The following is a 24,211-nucleotide window of genomic DNA, read 5'->3' on the forward strand; positions in this document are numbered from 1 at the left end:
GAAGTCTATAGATCCCTCTAAAACGCGCATCTCGTCTGCTTCATGATGAAGGTGAGGCCGATTCAGCTTGCCGATTGAATCGAGACAGCAGCACCCGATCCAGTACCCACACGATCACCAGCGAAGCCCCCACCAACGGAAAAATCACCGCCAGCCCGAACATGATAACCATCGCGGTTTTCCATTTTGGCAGGTCGTGGCGCAACGGCGGCACACCGAATTTGCCCTGTGGCCGGCGCTTCCACCAGATCACCACACCGCTGACGGCGCTGAGCAAAATCATCAGGCAGATCAGCAGCACGATGATCTGATTGAACGGGCCGAACATCTTGCCTTCGTGCAGCATCACGCCGACTTCCGTGGCGCGGGCGACGTTGCTGTAATGCTGCCAGCGCACGTCGGCGAGGACGTCGCCGGTGTATTGGTCGACATGCAGGGTGGCGTCGTTGCGCGGGTCGTCGGCGAACACCGCGATGGTGAACACTCCGGTGGCCGTGGTGGGGAAAGTGATGCTGTAGCCGGGCTCGACCTTGCGCTGCACGGCGATGTTTTGCACGTCTTGCAGGCTGATGGTCGGCGCTGCCGGGCCGGCTTGCGTGCTGGCGTGAGCCATGTGTTCGGCGTGATCGCCGGACATCGGCATCGGCGTGTTTTCCATGGCCCACGGCACAGTCTGGCGTGTGGCGCTGTTGAGGCTGCGGGCCTCGACGTCGGACTTCGGCACGTCATTCCACATGGCTGTCGGGAAGCGGTTCCAGAGGTCGGCGTATTGCTTGCCCCAGACGCCGGTCCAGGTCATGCCGCTGAGCAGCATCACCAGCAGCAATGCCGCGCCCCAGAACCCGGTCACCGCGTGCAGGTCACGCCAGAGCACTCGACCGCGACTGTTCAGGCGTGGCCAGAGAATCCCGGCTGCCTGGCCTCGCGGCCACCACAAAAACACGCCGGAAACCACCAGCACGACGCCCCAACCGGCAGCCAGTTCGACCAGTCGATCGCCGACAGTGCCGATCATCAATTCGCCGTGGATCGAGCGCGCGAGCGCTTGCAGATTCTTCTTGGCGTCTTGCTCGCCAAGGATGTCGCCGTGGTACGGATCGATGAACACGTTAAGTTCATGACCTTCATTGATCACCACAAATTGCGCACTGCGTTCGGCGTTCACCGGCGGCAGGTACTGTTTGATCTGGCCTTGTGGGTACGCCTCTTTTACGCGTTTGAGCAGGTCGTCGGCGGAGACTTTGTGATGAGCGGCCGGGACGTTCAGCAGGCTGCCGTACATCAACGGATCGAGTTGTGGTTTGAACAGGTAGATGATGCCGGTCAGGGCCAGCATCACCATGAAGGGCGCGACGAACAGGCCGGCATAGAAATGCCAGCGCCAGGCCAGGTTGTAGAAATTCGGTTTGGGCTGTTGCATTTGTGTGCTCCGCTAGGCTTGGGTCTTTTGTTGTTATCTGGTGACTGCTGCGCAGTCATTCGCGGGCAAGCCTCGCTCCTACAGGGATCGCGTCGTTTCATTGAGCGACACAAAACCTGTAGGAGCGAGGCTTGCCCGCGAAGCTTTTAGAAGCTCATATCCACCTTGGTCCAGAGCGTGCGCCCCGGTTCGTTGATGGCTTGCGGGTCATTGGCCGGGAAGCCGAAACCGGCGTTGCCGGCCAGGTTCAAGTGTTCTGCGTAGGCCTTGCCGAACAAATTGTCGACGCCACTGCTGACCTTCCAGTGCTTGTTGATCCGGTACGCGCCGTTGAGCGAGAACACGCCAAAGCCCGAGCTCGTGTCGAAGTCTTTGCCGACCACGTTGCCCTTGTTCTGGTCGATGCGGTTCTGCGCCGCAACCACGCGCCACAAGGCGCCAGCGCTCCAGTTGTCTTCGCTGTAGGTCAGGCCGAAACGTGCATCCAGCGGTGGCATCTGCGGCAGCGCGCTGCCGTCGCTGTTGTTCTTGCCCCAGGCGTAGGCCAGGGTCGCGTCGGCCTTCCAGTTGGCCGTCAACTTGTAGGCAGCACCGAGTTCGCCGCCCATGATTCGCGCGTCGATGTTTTCGGCCTGCGAAGTCATGCCCATCATCCCCGGCGTGTAGTTGAACAGAATGTAATCGCGCACCTGCCCGACGTAACCCGAGGCCCAGGCTTCGAGGTCTTCGGTCTTGTATTGCAGGCCGAAGTCGAGCTGGGTGGTTTTCTCCGGCTTGATCGAGTCGAAGGCATTCACCGAACCGGCGGGGCCGGACTTGGGCGAAAACAACTCCCAGTAATCCGGGAAACGTTGGGAGTGACCGAGGCCCGCATACAGCGTGGTCGGGCTGTCAGCCAGGTCATGTTCGTAACGGACGAAACCGCTCGGCAAGGTGTCGGCGCGAGTGTCATCGGCCGTCGGGTTCGGGCGGGCCATCATCCCGGAGCCGATGGTCTGCCGATAATCCTTGGCCGACGCGCGATCCAGTCGTGCACCGGTGATCAGCCGATCACGGTCGGCTGCGTACCAGGTCAGTTCGCTGAACACGCCGTAGTTGTGGAAGTCGGCGTCCTTGTTGCGCGGCACATCCTTGTAGGCGTCGACGCCCATGGCGCTGCGTTGGCGGTGTTCGTTGGTTTGCGCATCCAGGCCACTGATCAGTTGCACATCGGCCCAGCGCCAGGTGGCTTTGATTCGCGCGCCGAGGGTCCGGCGGTCGACGTTGGAGGCCATGGGGCCGGCCATCATTCCGATGCCGGACGGCGTGCGCAGGGTGTAGTTGTCCATCACGTGGTCGGCGTAGTTGTAGTAGACCTGCGCCTCGACCTTATCCAGTACCTCACCGATGTTCGACTGCTCGAAGCGCAAACCAAGGCTTTCGCGCAGGAACTGCGAACCGTCCATGCCGCGCCCGGCATAACGGGCTTCGCCATCGCCCTTGCCGGCGGTCAGTTCCAGCAGGGTGTCGGCGCTCGGGGTCCAGCCGACAGCGACGTCACCGTTCCACTTGTCATAGCGCGAGGGCACGGTGTCGTTGTTGCCATCCTTGTAGTCGTCGGAATGCGCGGTGTTGCCGATCACGCGCACGTAGCCCAGCGGCCCACCGGCAGCGGCATCCACTACCTTGTCGAAGCGCCCGTTGGAACCGGCCAGAACGCTGGCGTTCACCCGGGTGCCGAGTTCACCGAAGCTCTCCGGCTCACGGTCGAACAGGACGGTGCCGGCCGATGCGCCGGGGCCCCAAAGCACGGTTTGCGGGCCTTTGATGACGGTGAGTTTGTCGTAGGTTTCCGGGGAAATGTACGAAGTCGGCGCGTCCATGCGGCCGGGGCAGGCGCCGAGCATCATGCTGCCGTTGGTGAGAATATTCAGGCGCGAGCCGAACATCCCGCGTAGCACCGGATCGCCGTTGGTGCCGCCGTTGCGCACCAGCGCGAAGCCGGGGATGGTTTTCAGATAATCGCCACCGTCGCTGGCCGGCACCGGTTGGCGTGGGTCCTTGGGGTTGGTGACGATGGTCAGCGGCGAACTCGGCGCAATGGCGGTGATTACCGTCGGGCTCAGTTCTTCGGTGTGGTCGGCGTGTTCATCGGCCAGCACCATCGGTGTCAGCAACAAGCCGCAAAGAACGGCGGTGGCGTGCCTGAAACGAACGCGAGATTCGTTCAGGGCAAAAGAAGCCTGGGCAGCGCCCAAACGTGTGTCAGCAGAAAACCTGGACATGACAATTTCCATCGAACAGTCGTAAACGACACGGCCGGCAGCCGACACAATCCCTGTGGGAGCGGGCTTGCTCGCGAAAGCGGTGTGCCAGACGACATTAATGTTGACTGACACTCCCTCTTCGCGAGCAAGCCGTTCCCACAGGTTGCTTTGGCTGTCTTGCGGACCGTGTGAAATCGGAGGCGGGTGTTTACGCGACGATAGGCGGGGCGCGGGTGCGGGCTCCGGGGAAGAAGGTTTGCCGGGCGTGGCCCAGGCGGGTCGAGGGAGTGCTGAAAGTGGTTGTCTGTGGACTGTCGAAGGCGACGAAGGACTGACCGCCAGTGAGCGCCGGGCAATTGAACAGCAGGCTGCAATAGCCGCATTTTTCCCAGAGTGCGTGATGGTCGGCTTTGGGCGGACAGTGCTCAGCGGGTGATTGCGCGCCATGCTCCATGGCCGACATGTCCATGCTCATGGGCATCGACATGCTCATGCTCATGGACATCGAGGCGCGCGAATCCATCGGCATCGACTGAGAAATCAGCGGGCCGATAAAGATCATCAGCATGGCGAACAGGCTGATCCAGCTGCCGCGAGTGAGGCTCATTGGCTGACGGCGGTGCACGGATAACCTGCTGCCGAGCGGGCGCATGGGCGTTTTCAACGTGGACGATTACTGAGCGTGCATGTGCTCTTGCTGGCCACCGGGTGCTTTTTTCTGCACCGCGACGTCGACCGTCACATCACCAGCCTTCTCGAAATGCATCGTCAGCGGGAAGCGCTTGCCGTCGCTCAACAGGCTGCGGTCTTTCAGCTCCAGCAGCATCACGTGATACGCCATCGGCGCGAACGTGACTTCGCCGCCAGCCGGAATCTCGACGCTAGGCACTTGCTGCATTTTCATCAGATCGTTTTGCATCACGTGCTCGTGCAGCTGGGCAACGCCTGCGATCGGCGAGTCGACGCTCAGCAGCCGATCAGCCGTTTTGCCGCTGTTGTGAATCACGAAATACGCCGCGACGGTGGGCGCGTTGGGCGGTAACTCCTGCGACCACGGATGGGCGATCTCAAGCTCGCCAGCCTTGTATTCGTGAGCATTGGCAAAACAGGCAGGCAGCAGCAATGCAGCCAAAACGATGATTTTGTTCAACATGGCAGTTCTCCAGAACGATTCAAAACGCAGGTCAATTGCGAGAAGGAATCACACCAGAGGGGACGCGCGGGGGTTGAGACTCGGCCATTGCTGGCGCGGTGTCGGCGTATCGAGTGAGGCGGGGGGCAGGCTTCGATTGGCATCGAAACGCGCGAAATACAGCTGCGGCACATGCCCCGGCAACGCCACCAATGGCGCGGAGCCCGAGCAGCACCAGCAATGCTGCATGTTGGAATGATCGTCGCTCTGCGGGGCTTTCTGCTCGATATCGCCCAGGGAAATCGCCACCAGCTTCGTGCCGCTGGAAGAGCAGAAACTGCCCCACAACAACTGTTCGGCTGGCGATTTCGCCGTCTGCGCCATCGCTCCGGACATCGGCATGGCGAGCATGTTGAACAGCACTGCAAAGCAGGCGATCCAGGCAAATGCGAGCCGTTGTCGGGACATGAGGGCAGATCCGGTTGAGTGAGCATCAGGCGCGGCTATTTAGCCTGATCAGGGACGATAAGTAAAAAGGCCGCGTGCGGTGTGGTGTCGCAGTGCGTCAGTCAGTATGTCGAGTAGCCGACGTGCGAGCTCAGCCTCGCCGTTTTGAAAGAGTGTAGCGACTTCGATTCTTAATGCCTGAGCGAATTGAGGGTCAATTTGGATTCTTGCCCGAATTGTGTGTTTGACATCTCTGAGCGCCACACGATTGAAACTCCCATCGCCTGGGTCTTCCTCTTCGCAGGCCTTGATGAAATTCCACATGTCGGCAGGTGCCAGGAGAAACTCAGTGATATCGAAGCGTGTGAATTTTTCAGTCATTCGGCATTCCTCGCTACATTCGTGGAGCTCCGAAATATAGGGGTGGGGGTATGAGCCCACAAGTCAGCCGATTTGGATAATGTTGTGCGTGAGGTCCGATGGATATGTAGGGCGTTGCACATTTTCTGTAGCAGCTGGCGAAGCCTGCGTTCGGCTGCGCAGCAGTCGTAAAATCAAACACCACAATCCATCAGGTTGACCGTAATGGAGGGAATCACGACTGCTGCGCAGCCGAACGCAGGCTTCGCCAGCTGCTACAGGTTTTGCATTGGTTCTGCTATCAGGGCCGCCAAGACGTCATCCACCGCCCCAAACTCCCGCTCAACCCCCGGCAACACCGGTCGCTTCAACACCAGCACTGGCACTCCACGTTCCCGTGCCACTTCCAGTTTCGGCTCGGTGGCGGTGCTGCCGCTGTTCTTGCTGATCAGTACATCGATCTGCCGACGTTCGAACAGCTCACGTTCATCCTCGATCAGAAACGGCCCGCGCGCGCCGATCACTTCGCAGCGCTCATTCCCGGGATAAACATCCAGTGCACGCAACGTCCAGAATTGCTCCGGCGGGATTTCGTGCAGGTGTTGCAGCGGCTCACGCCCGAGGGTGAATAGCGGTCGCCGGAAGGGTTTCAGTGCTTCGATCAGCTCGGCCCAGTCGCTGACTTCGCGCCAGTCATCTCCGGCTTGTGGTTGCCAGGCCGGACGCCGCAAAGCCCAGCACGCAATGCCGCTCAACTTCGCGGCGGTGGCAGCGTTCTGGCTGATTTGCGCTGCGTAGGGATGAGTCGCATCCAGCAGCAGGTCAATGCCTTCATCCCGGATGAACTGCGCCAGACCTTCAGCGCCGCCATAGCCGCCAACCCGAACCTGGCAGTTCAGATCCGTCGGCACGCGACCGACACCGGCCAGGCTATAAATGTGTTCCGGACCCAGGGTTCGGGCAATGGCCAATGCTTCAGTGACGCCGCCGAGCAACAACACGCGCTTCATTGAAAAACTCCCGCATGGCCGACAATCCCACCCTGGCGATCGATGGCGAATACTTCGACCTGAACCTGCGCGGGCACCACGCTGCGGGCAAAGTCCAGTGCGTGCTGACACACCGCGTCGCCGAGGGCGATCCCGGCAGCGCTGGCCATCGCCAACGCCTGCTGACTGGTATTGGCTTCGCGGATCGCCTGTTGTAACGCCTCATCCGCGCCGACCGCCGCGGCCCATTCGGCCAGTTGCGGCAGGTCGATGCTGGAATGCCGACTGTGCAAATCCATGTGCCCGGCCGCCAGTTTGCTGATCTTGCCGAAGCCGCCGCACAGGCTGAGTTTATCCACAGGCACTTTGCGCAAGTGCTTGAGCACCGCGCCGACGAAGTCGCCCATTTCTATCAGAGCGATTTCCGGCAAGTCATAGACTCGGCGCATGGTGTCTTCGCTGGCGTTGCCGGTGCACGCGGCGATGTGCAGGTATCCGTTGGTTTTGGCGACGTCGATGCCTTGATGGATCGAGGCGATATAGGCCGCGCAGGAGAATGGCCGGACGATGCCGCTGGTGCCGAGGATCGACAAGCCGCCAAGAATCCCCAGTCGCGGGTTCATGGTTTTCAGCGCCAGGGCTTCGCCGTCCTCGACGTTTACCGTGACCTCGAAGCCGCCCGGGTAATCCAGCTCCTCGGCCAGCAGCGTCAGGTGCTCGCTGATCATTTTGCGCGGCACCGGATTGATCGCCGGTTCGCCGACGTTCAGCACCAGCCCGGGCCGGGTGACGGTGCCCACGCCACGGCCGGCGCTGAAGCGAATGCCTGGCTCGCTGTGCAGGCGCACCTGGGAAAAGAGCAGGGCGCCGTGGGTCACGTCCGGGTCATCGCCGGCGTCCTTGATAGTTCCGGCTTCGGCGCCATCGTTCATCAGCCGACAGAATTCCAGGCGCATTTGCACCCGTTTGCCTTTGGGCAGGATGATCTCGACGGCGTCTGCTTCCACGCCGCTGAGCAGCAGGCGCGCCGCCGCGAGGCTGGTGGCGGTGGCGCAGCTGCCGGTGGTCAGACCGCTGCGCAGCGGGGCGGGTTGTTCAGCGGTTTCGTCACGCATGGAGGGGTTTCGTCACGTCCAGCAAGGTGATCGGCAGCGCCTGACGCCAGGTGTCGAACTCGCCCAACGGTTGCGCCTGGGCGACATGAATGCGGGTCAGTTCACCGCCGTGTCGTTCGCGCCAGGCCATCAGGGTCACTTCGCTTTGCAGCGTGACGGCGTTGGCGATCAGTCGACCACCGGGTTTGAGTTGCGCCCAGCAAGTGTCGAGCACGCCTTCGCGGGTGACGCCACCGCCGATGAAAATCGCGTCCGGGCGTTCCAGCCCATCCAAGGCTTGCGGCGCGCTGCCGCGAATCAATTGCAGACCGGGGACACCCAAGGCATTGCGGTTGTATTCGATCAGCAACTGCCGCCCTTCATCCGCTTCGATGGCCAGTGCCCGGCAGCTCGGGTGAGCGCGCATCCATTCGATGCCGATCGAACCACTGCCAGCGCCGACATCCCACAGCAGTTCGCCGGGTGTCGGTGCAAGGCGGGCAAGGGTGATGGCGCGCACATCGCGTTTAGTCAGTTGACCATCGTGCTGGAAAGCTGAGTCCGGCAGGCCGGCCAATCGGGACAGGCGTGGCGTGTTCGGTTCGGCGATGCATTCGATGGCGATCAGGTTCAGGTCGGCGATCACCGGCTCGCTCCAGTCGTTGGCGGTACCCTCGATGCGTCGTTCGGCTTCGCCGCCCAGATGTTCCAGCGCGATGAGGCGACTCGGCCCGAAACCGCGCTCGCGCAGCAACGCCGCGATGGCCGCCGGGCTCTGGCCGTCGTTGCTCAGCACCAGCAAGCGCACACCACTGAACACATGGGCGTTGAGTGCGGCGATGGGGCGGGCGACTACTGAAAGCGTCACCACGTCCTGCAACGGCCAACCCATTCGCGCTGCCGCGAGGGAGCAAGAAGAGGGCGCCGGCAGAGTCAACATCTGCTCGGCGGGCACCTGCCGCGCAAGGCTGGCACCGACGCCATAGAACATCGGGTCGCCGCTGGCCAGTACGCACACCGGCTCGCCACGCAGTGCCAGCAATGGCTCAAGGGAAAACGGACTTGGCCACAATTGCCGCTCGCCACGAATGCACACCGGCAGCAAATCCAGTTGCCGCTGGCCGCCGAAGATTCGCGAGGCGCCCAACAGGGCGCGACGAGCATTCTTGCCCAGGCCCTTGAAGCCGTCTTCACCGATACCTACTACTGTCAGCCAGGGTGACATCTGCCGTCCTCAAAAAAAGTCCACAAACGGACTGTTCCGACGGGCAGGCTTTTCATGCCGTCGGACAAAGCAGGCATAATACCGCGCCTTCGCCCGCGAAGCGCCTTTCCCACACAGCCGGTCGCCCCTTTGAACGAACGCCCGATGTCCACCGCCTTACGCCCCTCGGCCTGCCCGGGGTTGCTGCGTATTGTCCCGGCGCTGGATGGCGGCATCTGTCGGATCAAATTGAACGGCGGCTCGATCAGCGCTGCCCAGGCTGAAGCAGTGGCCAGCGCGGCCGAACGGTTTGCCGGGGGCGTGATCGAGGCGACCAACCGCGCCAACCTGCAGATTCGCGGGATTGGCAGCGAACAGACCGCACTGATCGACAGCCTGCTCGCCGCAGGATTGGGCCCTCGGACGGCGGCGGGCGACGATGTGCGCAATCTGATGCTCAGCCCGAGCGCCGGGATCGACCGGCAGATGTTGCTCGATACGCGGCCGCTGGCCGAACAGATCCTCAGCAGCCTGCAAAGCCATGAGCGTTTTCACCAATTGAGCGCCAAATTTGCCGTGCAGCTCGATGGCGGCGAGGGCCTGGCGATGCTCGAGCATCCTCACGACCTTTGGTTGAGCGCCGTTGAGCAAGAGGGCGAGTGTGTGCTGGCCTTCGGTCTGGCGGGTTGCCCGACCCAGACTCCGTCGGGCGCGGTGCGACTGGAGGACGGCCATGCGCTGGTGATCGCGGTGCTTGAGTTGTTCCTCGATCTGGCGCGTCCGGACCAGACGCGCATGCGTCATCTGCTGGCCGAATACCCGGTTGCCGGGTTTGTCGCTCAACTGGCCGAACGTGTGCCGCTACTGTCCATCGTGAGCGTGCCGCGTGTTACGAACTTGAGTGCCCTACACATCGGCGCTCATCCTCAGCGTGAAACCGGCCGTGTCTATATCGGCGCGACACCGCCTCTGGGCCGACTCGATCCCGCCATGCTCCGGGGCGCCGCACAACTGGCCCGCGAACGAGGTGACGGCAGCCTGCGTTTCACACCTTGGCAAAGCCTGCTGTTGCCCGATATCCACGAACGCGATGCCGCTGAAGTTATTCACAGGCTGGAAAATTTGGGCCTGTGCTGTTCGGCAGACGATGCCTTGGCGCATTTGATTGCCTGCACCGGTTCGGCGGGCTGCGGCAAAGGCCTTTCCGACACCAAAGGCGATGCGCTGCAACTGGCGACGTTGTTGCAACGTCACGGCCAAATCCTGAATGTGCATCTGTCTGGCTGCGCGCGTTCCTGCGCGGCGGCACACATCACGCCAGCGACTTTGCTGGCCGTCTCACCCGGTCACTACGACCTCTATTTTCGCGATGCCGCGCTGCCGGGTTTCGGCGCGCTGCACGCACGCAATCTTACTATTGAAGCGGTCGCAGCCTTGCTCGACGCCCGCTCACGGAGTCCCCTTGATGCTTGATTACATCCGCGACGGTCAGGAGATCTATCGCAACTCCTTCGCGATCATTCGTGCCGAGGCCAACCTTGCGCGCATTCCGGCCGATCTGGAGAAACTCGCGGTGCGGGTGATCCACGCCTGCGGCATGGTCGAGGCCATCGACGGGCTGCAATTTTCCGAAGGCGCCGGCAAGGCCGGGCATGATGCGCTGGCGGCTGGCGCGCCGATTCTGTGCGACGCGCGGATGGTCAGCGAAGGCGTGACCCGCGCGCGTTTGCCCGCCAACAACCCAGTGATCTGCACACTGCGCGACGACAGCGTCCCGGAGCTCGCCCGTGAGTTGGGCAACACCCGTTCCGCCGCCGCGCTGGAACTGTGGCGCCCGCACCTGGAAGGCAGCGTGGTGGTGATCGGCAATGCGCCGACCGCGCTGTTTTATCTGCTGGAAATGCTCGACGCCGGCGCGCCGAAACCGGCGCTGATCCTCGGCTTCCCGGTGGGCTTCGTCGGCGCCGCCGAATCCAAGGCGATGCTCGCGGCGGACAGCCGTGGCGTGCCTTTCGTCATCATGCAAGGCCGGCTGGGTGGTAGTGCCATGGCCGCCGCCGCCGTCAACGCCCTCGCCACGGAGATCGAATGATGCAGCAACCTGGACGTTTGATTGGCCTGGGCGTCGGCCCCGGTGATCCGGAACTGATTACTGTCAAAGCCTTGCGCCTGCTGCGCGAATCGCCGGTGGTGGCGTACTTCGTCGCCAAGGGCAAGAAGGGCAACGCCTTTGGCATCATCGAAGCGCATCTGCAGGACGCACAAACTCTGTTGCCCCTGGTTTACCCGGTGACCACCGAAGCGCTGCCGGCGCCGTTGTCGTACGAACAAGTGATCAGCGATTTCTACGATGCGGCCGGCGAACAACTCGCCGCGCATCTGGACGCCGGCCGTGACGTGGCGGTGATCTGCGAAGGCGATCCATTCTTCTACGGCTCCTATATGTACCTGCACGATCGTCTGGCCGAACGCTATGAAGCCGAAGTGGTGCCGGGCGTCTGCTCGATGCTCGGCGGTGCGTCGGTACTCGGTGCACCGCTGGTGTACCGCAATCAGAGCCTGTCGGTGTTGTCGGGTGTGCTGCCGCACGAAGACCTCAAGCGGCGACTGGCCGATGCCGATGCGGCAGTGATCATGAAGCTGGGCCGCAACTTTCCCAAAGTGCGTCAGGTGCTGGAAGAGCTGGGTCTGGCCGAGCGTGCGCTGTACGTCGAGCGCGCGACCATGGCCAATCAGAAGATCGTGCCGCTGGATCAGGTCGAGCCGATGTCCTCGCCGTATTTCTCGCTGATTATCGTTCCCGGTGAAAGGTGGCAAGGCTGATGGCCCATTCCGCTCCGGCGATTGTCATTCTCGGCAATGGCAGCCTCGCGACCGCACGCAAGATTCAGCAGGTGTATCCGGGCGCACTGATCCATGGATTGGTCGAACGGGTTGAAGGCGCGGACCGTGTTTATCACGAGTTCGGCGCGACCCTGCGCGAACTGTATCAACAGGACACGCCGATCATAGCGCTGTGCGCCGCCGGGATTGTAATCCGCACCCTGGCGCCGTTGCTGCTGGAGAAGGGCGCCGAGCCACCGGTGCTGGCCGTGGCCGAAGACGGCAGCGCGGTGGTGCCGTTGCTTGGTGGACTTGGCGGGGTGAATGTCATGGCGCGCGCGATTGCCGCCAGCCTCGACGTCGCGGCGGCGATCACCACCAGCGGTGAATTGCGTTTCGGCACCTGCCTGCTCAATCCACCCAGCGGCTATGCCTTGGGCGATCTGGAGCTGGGCAAGCGCTTCGTCTCGGACTTGCTGGCCGGCGAACACGTGCGCATCGAAGGCGCTGCACCCTGGTTGGCGCAAGCACAATTGCCGCAAGATCCTCAGGCGCATTTGTCGATCCATGTCGGCAGCGCCGAACGGCCGCCGGCCGCCAATGAACTGTTGATCTACCCGCGCAGTGTCTTGCTGGCGGTCAGCGCCAGTGTGGCGGATTTGCCCCAGGCGATTCGCGCGGCGCTGCGTCAGGCCCAAGTCGCCGTTCAATCGCTGGCGTGCTTGCTGGCGCCAGCCACGGAAATGGCCAACCCGACGTTGCGCGAAGCGGCGCTTGAGTTGGGTGTGCCACTGCGTTTTGCGTCGGCTGCCAGCGATGCCAGCGAGCTGGCTCAAATGGCCGTTCCCAACGCGAAGATTATCCCGATCGACGCGAACCTGGCGCTGGCGATCGCCGAACAGCCTCTGGACGTCGCGCAGATTGGCCGCCCTCGTGGTCGACTGGCGGTGATCGGCCTCGGCCCGGGTGCTGCGGAACTGATGGTGCCTGCGGTGAAGGCTGAACTGGCCAGAGCCACTGATGTGCTCGGCTATGAAACGTATGTGCGCATGGCCGGCCCGTTTCGGCCGGATCAAGTGTTGCATTGCACCGACAACCGTGAAGAGATGCAGCGTGCCCGTCACGCCTTCGAACTGGCGGCCCAAGGGCGCTCGGTGATTGTGGTCTCGTCCGGTGACCCCGGCGTGTTCGCCATGGCAGCCGCCGTGCTCGAAGCCTTGCACGAGTCGAGTGAGCCGGCCTGGCACAGCGTCGATCTGGAGATTCTGCCGGGGGTTTCTGCGTCCCTGGCGACGGCCGCTCAGGCCGGTGCGCCGTTGGGGCATGACTTCTGCGTGATGTCGCTGTCGGACAACCTCAAGCCATGGTCGATCATCGAGAAGCGTCTGGACCTGGCCGCCGAAGCCGATCTGGCGCTGGCTTTCTACAACCCGATTTCCCGTTCGCGGCCATGGCAGTTGGGCCGTGCTCTGGAAATCGTCGCACAGCACCGTACGCCGCAAACCCCGGTGGTTCTGGGGCGTGATATCGGCCGACCAGGCCAGACGTTGCGGGTCACCACGCTCGGAGCGCTCACGCCGGAGCAAGTGGACATGCGCACCATGGTGCTGATTGGTTCGTCCACCACCTGCGTTTTCCCCCGCGCCGACGGTGGCGACTGGGTCTACACACCGCGCTGGTATGGCATCAAGCCTGCCTCTTGAATCACAGCGGCCCGTCGGGGCCGCTTGTCCTTAAGTCGCTAGCCTTTGGCTTCGAGTTTCGACGTTTGAGTCGTCATCTATTTCAACAGTTGTTGTCGGATTTATTACTCTGCCGGAAAGGAATTCGACGGTTGCTTGTTGCCGTCTGCCACTGTTCATGTAGTCCTTTTCTACAGTTAGATGCCCAAGTCTGCGCAGGAATGGCAGAGTTGCCTGTTTGTCGCAGGGTTCAGGCGTTTCGGCTTGTGTGTGCGCTTATGTAACTAATGCAATACGAAGTTTTATTTTTTCATAAGTTTTATTGTATTGAAATTAATTGAATTTCTTCGCGTTTGAAGTGCCCGTTCGCACGATTTAGTTTTGTCTCGTGCGAAGCGCTCGCTTTGCCCTGCTTGTTTGGCTTTTTGTTCGAAATGAATTCGAGATGTTTGACGTGATTGTCGGACGGTAGTTGTGCGCCTGACAGGAATAAAACTTATTGCTGAAGTCGGGTTGCCTGTTTTGTGTGTCTGGCTTTCAGAATTTATATGCGTGTAGTGATAGCAGGAGAGCATTTTGTTTAATAATCATATCTATACCCCGCACGTGGGGGACTACGTGAAGTTCATTAATCTGTTTAAAGTTTCTGACCTTGAACTCGCATTGATTTCGCACAAAGGGACGGCCGAATACGACGCCGTCTTCAGGTATTACTTCGGTTGTATCGGTTTGCTCGATTCCCCCAGGCTGGTGGAACCGCTCGGCCTGTTAAAGCAGGTTTTGGCTTCTTTCATCCGGCCTGGCGGCCGACAGCGGCGAACCATAGAATCACTTCCCGAGAGCGCAGCCCCCAACCTGTCAGATATCTACGAACGCCTTGACGGTTTCGAGATTCGTCTCGCCAACGGGGTTCAGCAATTACAAACTCCGGCAACCCCAGTGCCTGACAATTTGCACTTCGTCTGGCTCGGCGGCGGTATTGGAGATGTTCAGTGCGACTATATAAATATCTGGAAGCAGACGCTGGCCGGCGAGGGTTACACCCTCAAACTTTGGTATGACAGCGATGCGCTGCTGGCGTACGAAGCCAATCGGATTATTGTCGAAGCGGTAAAGGCTGATGCCATGCTTAGTGGTGGGCAGGCCAGTAGCAATGCTATTGAACTGGGCGACAAGTATGAAGAGCGGTTCATCGCCCTCAAGCAACAGATGTTTATGCACATTAATAAAGCGATAGAAAGCGGCGAGAACGCCGACGACGCCAGAATCGGACTGTTGGTTCGAGGCTATGGCCAAAACGAAGACCGTTTAAAAGCCCTGAGGGAAAGCAACCGCCGCAGTCTGTTGGCATTAAGTGAGGGCGGTATTGTTCTGCGCGATCTCGCCACTGCGGCGACACCGCTGTACTTGCAAGCTATCTACGAACGTGAAATCAGCTTGCGTGGCAATTTTGCGGCTGCCTCAGATGTTGTGCGCGCCGAGGTGCTGTTCGCCGAAGGTGGTAGCTATGCCGATGTGGATAACCTGCCACCGCTGGTGGAAAACCTAGGTGGGGTGGATATCAGTCGGTTTGGCCTGGATGCCCGCACGGGTGTTCTCCAGTTGATACTTGACCACAGTCCTGAGTGGATGCCGGGTCGGCAGGTTATACGCAGCAAGTACCCCAGTTATGTCGAGCAAATTCCCTTGGAACACCGTGAGGCGCTAGAGCGTTTTGCCCAAAGCAGCCCTGATATCAGCGACGTTTTCCGGCGCCCGGTGGAGCGCAAGGTGCGACCGGATGGGCTGCGCGCAGTCGCCGAGCAAAGCACGTTGAGCAATGCGTTCATGATGGCTCATCCTGGCTCCGCGATGCTCAAGGCCGTTCTTGACCGCTTCAGGTTCAACTATGAGGTGGTCGATGCCACCGCCCGGTTGGCCATTCAAAGAAAGATTGCGCTTATCGACGCTGAAGCAGTCATTGGTGTGGCCAAGGAGGTAGTCGAGAAAAGGTTCGGTCCCTTGAATGAGCTGTCGATGCAGGAGGAGATATCGATCAGTTTCCTGGTTGAGGCTGCCGCTACGTACTACAGCGACGGTATCCGTCCGCAGAGTGAGGTGACGATCTATCTGACTGGGCCTGCTGCGATGCGCGACGGACTGGCGGACTACGAAAAGATGCATTTCACCCCACGGGGCGCTGAAGCCTCGCGAGCTGAAGTCTTTATTCCACCCCTCGCAACCGTCAACCGGGCGACCGAGGAAGAGTTGAACCACTCCTGGAAGGAGAATGAGAGCAACACTGCTCAATGGTTGAGTAAAGAAAAGCAGCGTTGGGAGTCGGGGCAGTTCAAGGCGCGCTATGTCGGCAAACTGGACCAGCTACTCAATAATCAGGCAATCCTTTTCGACAATGGCTGGCCAGTAATCGAAGGTCGGCATGTGTTATCGACGGACCTGCTGCAGTCCCTGGCGGATAGTCTTGGCGAACCATTTTTGCAGGCAATGAGCCAACGTGCCGATGGTGTAGTAACGTTCACGCAGCAACTGCAGCTGGGTTTCGATGAGCGGCAATCTATCCTCGCGCAAGAGATTGAACTCCCGCCGCTGGCGTCTCCCGATGAGGCCGCAATTCGTGATTTGCCGATCGATGAATTGCTTCGCCAAATAGGCAAGGGATTCTTGCGGGTCGAACAACTGAACCCTCTGCAGCGCTTGTTGATGGGTGCGCTGGTGGGGGCAAAGGCACTGGATCAACGCAGCTTTGATGTTGTCAGCGCGCGGTTGGAGAACCTGGCCAATACGGTGTCCGAATTGGGCGTTTCTCATCGTTATGGAGCCATCGAGCAGGAGCTGTTCAAGCAAAACCATCCAGCGTTCCTGGCAGGACTGGCGAGTGCTTCCAACCCGCACGCAACCCTGTCCGAAACCAGTGTCGACCTCAAGCGGCAGGCGCTCGACCAGTCGCTGACCCTGATTGAATGGGGGCGCAGGGTCGCCAAAATTCAGCACGTGGCGAAACTCGAATACCGCGACTGGATCAGCGAGCAAATGGACGAAGTGCTGGAGAGCTTCGATCATGGCAGTTTCAAAATGGTGCCACAGGATTTGTTGCTCGAAGGCATGGGCGATCGGGTCGCCGGGCGCTGTTACCCATTGGCGCTGGCCATGGCTGCTGCGCTTGATAAAGGCAACAGTGCGGCAAACACTCTGCGGGAACGTTTTTACCTGGCCGTCACTGAACCCCAGGACAGGGATTCAAGAGTGTTTGTGAACATGATCGAAGAGCTGCGTGATGTCCCTGTCGATGAGATAGGGACATCATTGGAGCGCTCTGATTTGACTCGGATCGTGGCGATGCTGGAAGAGAAGACAGTTACCACTAGCATGATGCTCAACTCGGACAACCACTCGATGTTGGTGGCGAAAGTCTTCGAAGGCGAGCACAGCATTTATCTTTTCTACGACCCGAATTTCGGAATCTGCGAGTTTGTTACACCGCTGGCGTTCAATGACGCATTGACGCATTTTTTCATCGTCAAGCAGAGGGCCAGGCATTACGCGGCTTTTGGCGATGAGCAGAGGCCGACCTTTGATCTGATCGAGCTCGACACCGTACGCCTGAACAAGCGGGTGCTTGCGTCCGGTATCGAAGTTTCAAGCTTGTCCGCGCCAGGCGCTTTGCCTGAACAAACGCTGTCACGGGTTCGACAACGTGTGGCCAGTGCCCGTGGACGATCGCTGGTGAACAATGTAGCGCTGGGCAGCTCTTTGCGGGAACTGGATGCGCACTGGTGGGGAGAGCAGATCGCCCAGGCGACAAGGCAATTGCAGACCCGACACCAGTTATCGGCGGATGCCGTCCCGTTGTTCGAGACGTTGGAGGTTACGCCTGGCGGGGAATACAAGATCAGTCTGGTCGATCTCAAGGCTGGGCAGACCATGGCGCATGTCACGACGGATGATCACCGGATTCTCAGGATAAAGGAGTTTCTCTCCGGGCTTTTCGAGACGTTGGTCAGCAAACAACAGTCGCCAGTCTCCGAGTTCGATCCGACTGACGCAGGCAGTGTCCATACGCTCAATGCCGGTTTCACCCTACAGGCTTTGATGAATGCGCTGCGACATCATGAAGGCGCGGCAAGCGGTGGTGACAATGCGCTGACCACCGCTATTCGTCTGCATGCTTATGTGAACTATGCCCAGCTTGCCCATGGCAATGTCGTGGATGTCGTTGGCATTGTAAAACTGGTTCGCCAGGCACTGGACGATGAAAAACTGATCGCCCGAACCAGCGCGCCGCTCGTGCAACGAGCCTTGGGGCATATTGCCAACGAAGGGGTGGGTACGGTGTTGGGACTGGTGAATGTCGGCTTTGATATTTACCAATTGAGCCACGCAACCAATGACATTGAAAAGGCGCAGTTCGGGACGCAGTTGGCGTTCGACTCCGCCAGCGTGGCATTGGCTGCCGCAGGCCTGGGCGCCGCACTGGCAGGTGCGGGTACGGTTGCTGCGGTGTTGGGCGGCGGCGGGGTGATTCTGGGCGGATTGGCGGTGGGCGTTGCTGCACTGGCCGAAGGTTTTGCCACCATCGCGGAGGAGGCCAAGGAGGTCGCGCTGTTTTTTGATGGGCTGGAAAAGGCTTATTTGCAAGGCGGCTATCACCTGGATAAGGCGTCGAATGCCTGGATTGCACATCCATCGCTGGTATTCGCCGATCTGGATTTGCACCAATCCACAGTCCGTTTCGACAGCCCGAAACTGTTTCCGCTTCGGGACCATTTTGGGGTTCCGGATTTCGATGTGGATTACGCTCGTGCCACCGATATTCGCCAGGGTCTTGAATTGCCCGGTTCGGCACCTTTCTCACCGCAGGCGGGGCAAACGATCGTTCTGCCTTGCACACCCAGAACGTGGTACGGCTACGAATACAAGTTGCTGCCGTTTGTCACGTTTCGTCATGCCGGTGGATTCGACACGGCACGCCGGCTGGAGAAAAAGAACGAACAGGGGCAATGGCAATTTCTTTTTTCGTTCTACTCGTTTCCTGGTGAGTACGTGGTCAACCGGTTGTACCCCGTGTACAAGCCAACGGTTTTCAATGTTCGTCTCGACAACATCGAGCGCTCTCTGGTGGTGCCTGCGCTGCCGAAGGCGTGGCACGGCATGGTTTCCTACCGGATAGAAGGGGCAGGCTCTCAATGTTCCGTGTTGCTCAACCCGGGTGTGAGCCTCGAACTCGACGCACCGAGTCACATTGCAATGGGCTGGGTGCTGCTGGCTCCGTGGCTGGCGGAGGCAGACATCCTGATAGAAGCCGCGGGTCGACTTGTTTCAAACACCTTGGGTGTGAAATTCAGTGGCAAAGGCGCTCACGATGTATTGCTCAAGCTGGCTGGCAACAAGATCATGCGCGTTGATCTTGTTGCCCTGCGGTTGGAGGTGGTCGAAGAAGATGCCGATCCGGCGCTCGGGGAGCAAGCGTTGCTGGATCATTTCAAGTCATTGGCCAGGGAACATCGACTGGCCATGCCATATACCCCCGTTCATGAATTTGTCGTTCCATTCGAAAAGCCGGAGGAGCCCAGGACGGTGGCCGCGTATTACGACTCGGCTCGGGATCGCTTTCTGTATATCCGCGATCCGCAAGTGATATTGGCCGATGAGTCCATATTGGGAGTAGTGGTAGAGGACTTTGCCTACTTCTATCACCCCGAGAGTTTTGATGTCTGGCAGGTCGACGCGACCACTGGCACGCTGGTTCAGCGCTATCGTCTCCTCACCCCGCAGGGCATAGCCACCATTATCCGATGCGAGGTGACGGCCCATGGTGCCGTTCAGATCGTGCAGCAGATCCTCCGAAATGATGGTCAGCATGAGGAACTGACCTACCTGATCCATGACCGTGCGGTGTGGCTAAGTTCGATCACTCTGGATGTGGTTCCCGCACTCCAGCCAGTTCTGGACGCGGACATGCTGACTGACTGGAAGCAGGTGCTGGGCGACTATGTGTTGCTCAGAGAGTCATCGAATACGGTGAACTGGCGTCCCGGTGCACTGGTGTCGATTTGTTGGCAGCTGGATGACCGGCGTCGAGATCTGATCTGGGTCAGGGACTATGACGGCTTGATCATCCGTGCTCCCGCCAGGCGTCACCATTCGCGGGGATGGAACGATTCGATCAAGGCTTTGGCCGACCTTCTGCTCATCGCTCCCGCTGGGGTCGAGGGTGAAGTGTTTGTCACCTTCGACAAAACTGACCGAAGACTCGTGCGACAGCAAAGGTCGATAGTGGAGGGTCGCGCGCAGTGGACCTCCAGCGGGTTCGGTCTTCTGGAGGTGAAAAATGTTGTCGCTGTTGAGCGCGGCTATCTTGCGCTGACCAACTCCGGCCTGTTCTTTAATGTGATGCCGGACGGGCATCTGCGATTGGGCGGGGTGACTGAGTCCTGGCTCAAAGATCGAACCCAATGGTGGTCTGCACTCGCCACGGTGGCGACACAGTACCCGGTGTCGAGCTTTGCCATCCTGGGTTTGACAGGCTTACGGGGCGATGCCGGTTTGTGTGCCTGGTACCTTGATGATCGACTGCTACTCGCGGACCTGGGGCAGGGGAAAGAAGTACGGTTGCTGAGTATTGCTCCGGACACCCAGACCGTCTGGCTGTTCGATCTTTCAACCGGCAAGATTGTCCGCCAGGGTTTTATCGATCCGGACCGCCTGGACGCAGCATTTGCCCAGGGAACGAAGCTGTTACAGGCTGAGGCATTGCCGGCCCCCATGCAGGAGTGGGCGTCCTGGACCTTTGTCGACGTGACGGTGGAAGGCGCTGGCCTGAGGGCAACGACTCGTGAAGGCGTGGAGCTGGATCTACAGCACAACGAACCGGCACGGATTACGGGCGTTGACAGCCGTTGGGTCGCTGCACAGGGAGGTGAATTGCGTGACGGATTGGCGGCGCTGGCGAACGAACATCGATGCGCTGACTTTCTTTGCGTCAAAGACCCTGACTACTTGCAATGGTACGTGGTCCGGACCGGACGGTTGATCCGGGTTCCGACAAGCGCCACCGACGCGCAATACGCGCTGCTGGGCACTCAGAAGCAAACCAATGTGATGCTGCACGAACACGCGGATGGTTTCGTGCACACCTATCCGCAAGAAAACAAGATCGGGCCCTTTGTCTATATTCAGCGCAATGACGAAGTACTAACGGTTGAAGGGCCGATGATGGGCAAGGACCTACTCCCGTTGATTGCCGATGATGTCAGCATCCTGGTTCTCAAAATGGGTCAAGGTTCGATAACCAGCCGGCTTACCAGGGCGGCGTGGTTGAAACTTGAATCGGTCATCATCGATTGCCGCTATTCACTCGATCATCCGCCTAAGGTTCCAGGAAAACTGATCTGGGATAGCGTAGCTGTGGATCGGTTGTGGGTGAACCGGGTAGATGAGCACCTGGTGATTGTTGATTCCGACAGCGGACACAGTTTGATCTTTCGTCAGGTATTTGCGGTGGACCCAGCCTTGCGCGGAGATGTGTTTGTAGCATTGGGTCGCTATCAATCCTTTGCGGTATCGAAACTGGTCAGCGCCCTGCTCGCCAGAAAGGACACCTTCAGTAGCGTATTGCTCAATAAGCTTTTGTCGGGCAAAAAAGTTGAAGCAGCAGGAAGCTGAATTCTGAAAGCCACTCACACATTGGACCTGTTCAGTGTGTGAATGGCCAGGCAAGTAGATGATTCACGGCACTAGATACCCTTTAACCCCGGTAAAAATAATCTGCGCCGCCAACGCACAAACAAACAACCCCATCAACCGACTGACGATCTGCAATCCCTGATCGCCGAGAATGCGCTCGATGCGGCTGGACAGATAAAGCACCACGCCAACGGTAAAACTGGCCAGCGCGATACTGATGATCGCGGTGAGTTTGTCGTCCCAGTGTGGCTGGCTGACGCCCATCACCAACAGCGCACCGATGGTTCCGGGGCCGACGGTCAGCGGAATGGTCAGCGGGACGATAGTCACGTCCTGTTGCACGTTGTCAGTCTGCACCGCCGATTTGCCTTGAGCCATGCCCAGTGCCGAGATGAACAACACGCTGCCGGCGCCAATGCGAAAGGCGTCCACGGTGATGCCGAAGACATTGAAAATCACCCGCCCGAACAGGTACAGCAAAACGCTGGAAACCAGGGTGGCGGTTGCCACTTTCCAGGCCAGGCGTCGTTGCTCCTTGCGCGAATAACCGCGAGTCAGGCTGATGAAACAGGACAACACGAAGAACGGGCTGTAGAGCACCAGCATCTTCAGGTAAACGCTGAATAACACGTGGAGCATGATTTCGGCTCGCGGCAGGAGAGGGTCGAACCGGAGTCTATCAGTCGGCCAATTACCTGTCGGCATTTGATTGAAAACAGCTGATTTTTTGTTTTATTAAATCTGAGCTTTAGTTTTTATATTAGTTGTTTTTGTTTGAGGATTTATAGGTGTTGTGGTTTTGCTTATGTGGCGTTACAAGTTTGGAGTTGTGGTGTTTTGTTGTTTGGATAATGTTGTTTTGCAAGTTATGGAATGGCTTGCTCAATTTAATAAAGGAGAAATTCATGAGTGTAAATATGATCGATAGCGTTACTGTTGCTGCCTGTGTAAGACGTCTGGAAAGTTACGAGATTGATGAAGTGCCTGTTGTACGTTCTCGTGCATTTGCTGCAAGTGAGATTGTTGTTGAAGAGCCTTCGAAGGGGGCTGTCGTTGGCGAAGGCATTTTGTCCTTTACAGGCAACCTGTCCGCGCAAAATCAGGAAGATGCGATGCACGCCTTTCTTTTTGCCAGCCTTGTCGCGAATAAGCAATTTCCTCACGAATATCAGGGCAAAGAGTGGTACTACAAATTTGTCGAAGTGATGACCTCTGCGGGTTGGCTGACGAGCCAAAAGTATTACAACGACGTGAATATCAGCGGGAATACCGTTCGGATGGATCAGTTGGTACTGGAAATCCTCGGCTCGGTGGTCGCCGGCCTCGCTGTACCAGGCACTGCTTCCGCACTGATGCTGAAGGTTGCCGGTGACGCCATTAGCGCCTTGAAAAAGAAAGAAACGGCTTTAACGCTGTATGAAAAGAATATGTTGGAACATGGCGTAGGCGGCATGGCTGCAGGCACCTGTACCGAAGTCAATGGTGAGGTAACCCTGGCACTAGGGACTGTACGCTTTATTCGAAAAAACACAGCGACCCAAGTCCTGTTCATGGATTGGGATAGTCGTGAGGTGAAGTTGTATAAAGGTGAATCTGTTTTCCGCAAGGTTCCCTATATAGCGGATCAGACCCGAAACCTGATTCGGACAAAACTTGGGATGAATGCGGTCAGTAAAATCGAAGACTACGAGATCTGATCTCGCGCGTTCGATAGGGTAGCTGCGTGTCGGCTACCCTTCTTTCTATTATTGAAGGAGTTCTACATGGCAAGGGAATATTCGGTATTTGTTAATGCCGCTGCTATCGTTTTATTACCGAGCAATCCAGTGGAGCCAGCAACTAACGACCTGATGAATTCAGTCCTGCTTGCGCAACTGGTCGCCAATAAACGTACCGAAGCCACAAGCGCGGTCGATTGGTATGACACTTATGTGGGGGTGCTGGGTGATTTCTGGTTAACGAGCGCCAGAAGCAGGCAAGATATCCAGCTGGGAAAAGACGATACCGCTTCACCGTTTGAATGGATCGCTGCGGTACTGGAAAGTAGCGCTGAGGATGAGACGCGGCTGGTGATGGCGTTGTTGAAGGGTATCGCACAGCTATCCGATTCTTTGCCCTCGGTGAGTTTGCTGCGCAAGCATGTGCAAAAAGAATCCGATGATGAACCGGCAGACATCCCCTTGCAGTCCAAGCCTGTTCGCTTGCTCGTAATCGTCGCGCAAGACGACGCTTCGATGACCAGCGTCTGCCTCCAATTCAAAACACGACAAATGCTTGACCTCAATCCCTGGGGGCAGCGATTCCATGTCGAGGATATGGAGGGCTGCGTTTCGGCCCATTTTTTCCATGCGCACCTGTCCGAGACATTGTACGCCCCCGTCCGTGAAGTGATCGCCCGCAAGGTTGAGGGCGTTTTGAGCGACAACATCGTGGATATCACAGAGGCCATCAATGCTTTGGGCTTTCTGCCCACCGAGGAGGCTGGCTCATGATGAGTTCTGTTCCACAGGCTGCGGTGGTAGGCGGCGGTGTCGTTGCGTTTGCTGCCGGTCTGCCCGCGTCACACAGGGAAGATGTTTACTTGAGTACGATCTACGCGCAAAGGGTCACCCGGGCTGCCTACAACGACGGTTTGTCGGGCGATTGGTTTGACTACTATTGCAAGACGCTCAAATTCATCGGCTGGGACGTGCCGCGTCCGGAAGGGCTAGCGCCCGTTCAAGGCGGGTCGATGGGGGAGGCTGCTTCGCAACATATTGCGACCCGTCTTGGTGAGGCCTTTTCCGACCCGGCCAATCGTGCTCTGGCAGCGCTGGAGAGGAATACACAGGCACTTGAGCTATTTGAGTCGACGAGCCTTTCGCAGGATGCAGGTTTCTTTCAGATGATTCCTTGCGTACAGAAAGACGCTCACCGAGTCGAAATGGGGATTTATCACCGTCAATTCCAGCTTCGGCGAGAGACGTCGCGATTTCTGTTCATCAATCAAGATGACCTGATGCAAAGCAGTACAGAGCAAATATCTGTCATTACATTCAATACGCTCTATTACGCGCAGTTCCGGGACAAGGTGAAACAATCGGTGTTGTCTCAGACGTTCAAGGATCTGAGTGCTCTGGAAATCTGAACGC

The 24,211-nt window shown here is 58.8% G+C and carries 18 protein-coding genes; 8 read left to right on the forward strand and 10 right to left on the reverse strand.

The window, feature by feature from the left end:
• Nucleotides 1-40 precede the first annotated feature (40 nt).
• The 9 genes from NHU87_RS20525 to cbiE all read right to left on the reverse strand — a co-directional run bounded on the left by NHU87_RS20525 (nt 41) and on the right by cbiE (nt 8,913).
• A complete protein-coding gene (locus tag NHU87_RS20525; RefSeq protein ID WP_253552056.1) occupies nt 41-1,420 on the reverse strand; it encodes a PepSY-associated TM helix domain-containing protein in 1,380 nt (459 codons plus the stop codon).
• A gap of 146 nt (nt 1,421-1,566) precedes the next feature.
• Entirely contained in the window at nt 1,567-3,684 is a 2,118-nt protein-coding gene (locus NHU87_RS20530) for a TonB-dependent copper receptor (protein ID WP_253552058.1), read from the reverse strand.
• Between the two features lie 190 nt (nt 3,685-3,874).
• Nucleotides 3,875-4,318 carry a DUF2946 domain-containing protein gene (locus NHU87_RS20535; RefSeq protein WP_253552060.1) on the reverse strand — a complete coding sequence of 148 codons (444 nt, stop codon included), beginning with the start codon at nt 4,316-4,318 and terminating at the stop codon, nt 3,875-3,877.
• A gap of 21 nt (nt 4,319-4,339) precedes the next feature.
• Nucleotides 4,340-4,819 carry a copper chaperone PCu(A)C gene (locus NHU87_RS20540; protein WP_253552062.1) on the reverse strand — a complete coding sequence of 160 codons (480 nt, stop codon included), beginning with the start codon at nt 4,817-4,819 and terminating at the stop codon, nt 4,340-4,342.
• A gap of 48 nt (nt 4,820-4,867) precedes the next feature.
• On the reverse strand, nt 4,868-5,266 hold the full coding sequence (locus tag NHU87_RS20545; protein WP_253552064.1) for a DUF2946 domain-containing protein: 399 nt from the start codon (nt 5,264-5,266) through the stop codon (nt 4,868-4,870).
• A 48-nt stretch (nt 5,267-5,314) separates the two neighbouring features.
• Nucleotides 5,315-5,626, reverse strand: coding sequence for a hypothetical protein (locus NHU87_RS20550; protein WP_253552066.1), 312 nt, complete (start codon nt 5,624-5,626; stop codon nt 5,315-5,317).
• Between the two features lie 254 nt (nt 5,627-5,880).
• The gene (locus NHU87_RS20555; RefSeq protein WP_253552068.1) at nt 5,881-6,615 is read right to left on the reverse strand and encodes a cobalt-precorrin-6A reductase; all 735 of its coding nucleotides are present in this window, start codon (nt 6,613-6,615) and stop codon (nt 5,881-5,883) included.
• The gene (locus tag NHU87_RS20560) at nt 6,612-7,709 is read right to left on the reverse strand and encodes a cobalt-precorrin-5B (C(1))-methyltransferase (RefSeq protein WP_095052942.1); all 1,098 of its coding nucleotides are present in this window, start codon (nt 7,707-7,709) and stop codon (nt 6,612-6,614) included. The genes NHU87_RS20555 and NHU87_RS20560 overlap by 4 nt, the downstream gene beginning before the upstream one ends.
• The gene (cbiE, locus tag NHU87_RS20565; RefSeq protein WP_253552070.1) at nt 7,702-8,913 is read right to left on the reverse strand and encodes a precorrin-6y C5,15-methyltransferase (decarboxylating) subunit CbiE; all 1,212 of its coding nucleotides are present in this window, start codon (nt 8,911-8,913) and stop codon (nt 7,702-7,704) included. The genes NHU87_RS20560 and cbiE overlap by 8 nt, the downstream gene beginning before the upstream one ends.
• Before the next feature lie 144 nt (nt 8,914-9,057).
• Here cbiE and cobG point away from each other — a divergent pair, with 144 nt between their 5' ends.
• From cobG to NHU87_RS20590, 5 genes are all read left to right on the forward strand, one after another.
• Nucleotides 9,058-10,365, forward strand: coding sequence for a precorrin-3B synthase (gene cobG / locus NHU87_RS20570; protein ID WP_301271519.1), 1,308 nt, complete (start codon nt 9,058-9,060; stop codon nt 10,363-10,365).
• Complete coding sequence (locus NHU87_RS20575) at nt 10,358-10,984, forward strand: precorrin-8X methylmutase (protein WP_253552074.1); 627 nt, start codon at nt 10,358-10,360, stop codon at nt 10,982-10,984. The genes cobG and NHU87_RS20575 overlap by 8 nt, the downstream gene beginning before the upstream one ends.
• Nucleotides 10,984-11,715 carry a precorrin-2 C(20)-methyltransferase gene (locus NHU87_RS20580; RefSeq protein WP_030128260.1) on the forward strand — a complete coding sequence of 244 codons (732 nt, stop codon included), beginning with the start codon at nt 10,984-10,986 and terminating at the stop codon, nt 11,713-11,715. Before NHU87_RS20575 ends, NHU87_RS20580 begins: the two co-directional genes overlap by 1 nt.
• Complete coding sequence (gene cobJ, locus NHU87_RS20585; protein ID WP_253552076.1) at nt 11,715-13,418, forward strand: precorrin-3B C(17)-methyltransferase; 1,704 nt, start codon at nt 11,715-11,717, stop codon at nt 13,416-13,418. Before NHU87_RS20580 ends, cobJ begins: the two co-directional genes overlap by 1 nt.
• 555 nt (nt 13,419-13,973) lie before the next feature.
• The gene (locus tag NHU87_RS20590; protein WP_253552078.1) at nt 13,974-21,059 is read left to right on the forward strand and encodes a TcdA/TcdB pore-forming domain-containing protein; all 7,086 of its coding nucleotides are present in this window, start codon (nt 13,974-13,976) and stop codon (nt 21,057-21,059) included.
• Between the two features lie 63 nt (nt 21,060-21,122).
• Here NHU87_RS20590 and NHU87_RS20595 read toward each other — a convergent pair whose 3' ends face one another.
• A complete protein-coding gene (locus tag NHU87_RS20595; RefSeq protein ID WP_253552080.1) occupies nt 21,123-21,719 on the reverse strand; it encodes a MarC family protein in 597 nt (198 codons plus the stop codon).
• 266 nt (nt 21,720-21,985) lie between these two features.
• Here NHU87_RS20595 and NHU87_RS20600 point away from each other — a divergent pair, with 266 nt between their 5' ends.
• The 3 genes from NHU87_RS20600 to NHU87_RS20610 all read left to right on the forward strand — a co-directional run bounded on the left by NHU87_RS20600 (nt 21,986) and on the right by NHU87_RS20610 (nt 24,207).
• Nucleotides 21,986-22,777 carry a hypothetical protein gene (locus NHU87_RS20600; RefSeq protein ID WP_253552082.1) on the forward strand — a complete coding sequence of 264 codons (792 nt, stop codon included), beginning with the start codon at nt 21,986-21,988 and terminating at the stop codon, nt 22,775-22,777.
• A 66-nt stretch (nt 22,778-22,843) separates the two neighbouring features.
• On the forward strand, nt 22,844-23,572 hold the full coding sequence (locus NHU87_RS20605) for a hypothetical protein (protein ID WP_253552084.1): 729 nt from the start codon (nt 22,844-22,846) through the stop codon (nt 23,570-23,572).
• The gene (locus NHU87_RS20610; RefSeq protein WP_253552086.1) at nt 23,569-24,207 is read left to right on the forward strand and encodes a hypothetical protein; all 639 of its coding nucleotides are present in this window, start codon (nt 23,569-23,571) and stop codon (nt 24,205-24,207) included. Before NHU87_RS20605 ends, NHU87_RS20610 begins: the two co-directional genes overlap by 4 nt.
• Nucleotides 24,208-24,211 lie beyond the last annotated feature (4 nt).

This window comes from Pseudomonas mandelii, assembly GCF_024138395.1.
In the GTDB taxonomy this organism is placed as follows: Bacteria; Pseudomonadota; Gammaproteobacteria; order Pseudomonadales; family Pseudomonadaceae; genus Aquipseudomonas; species Aquipseudomonas mandelii_E.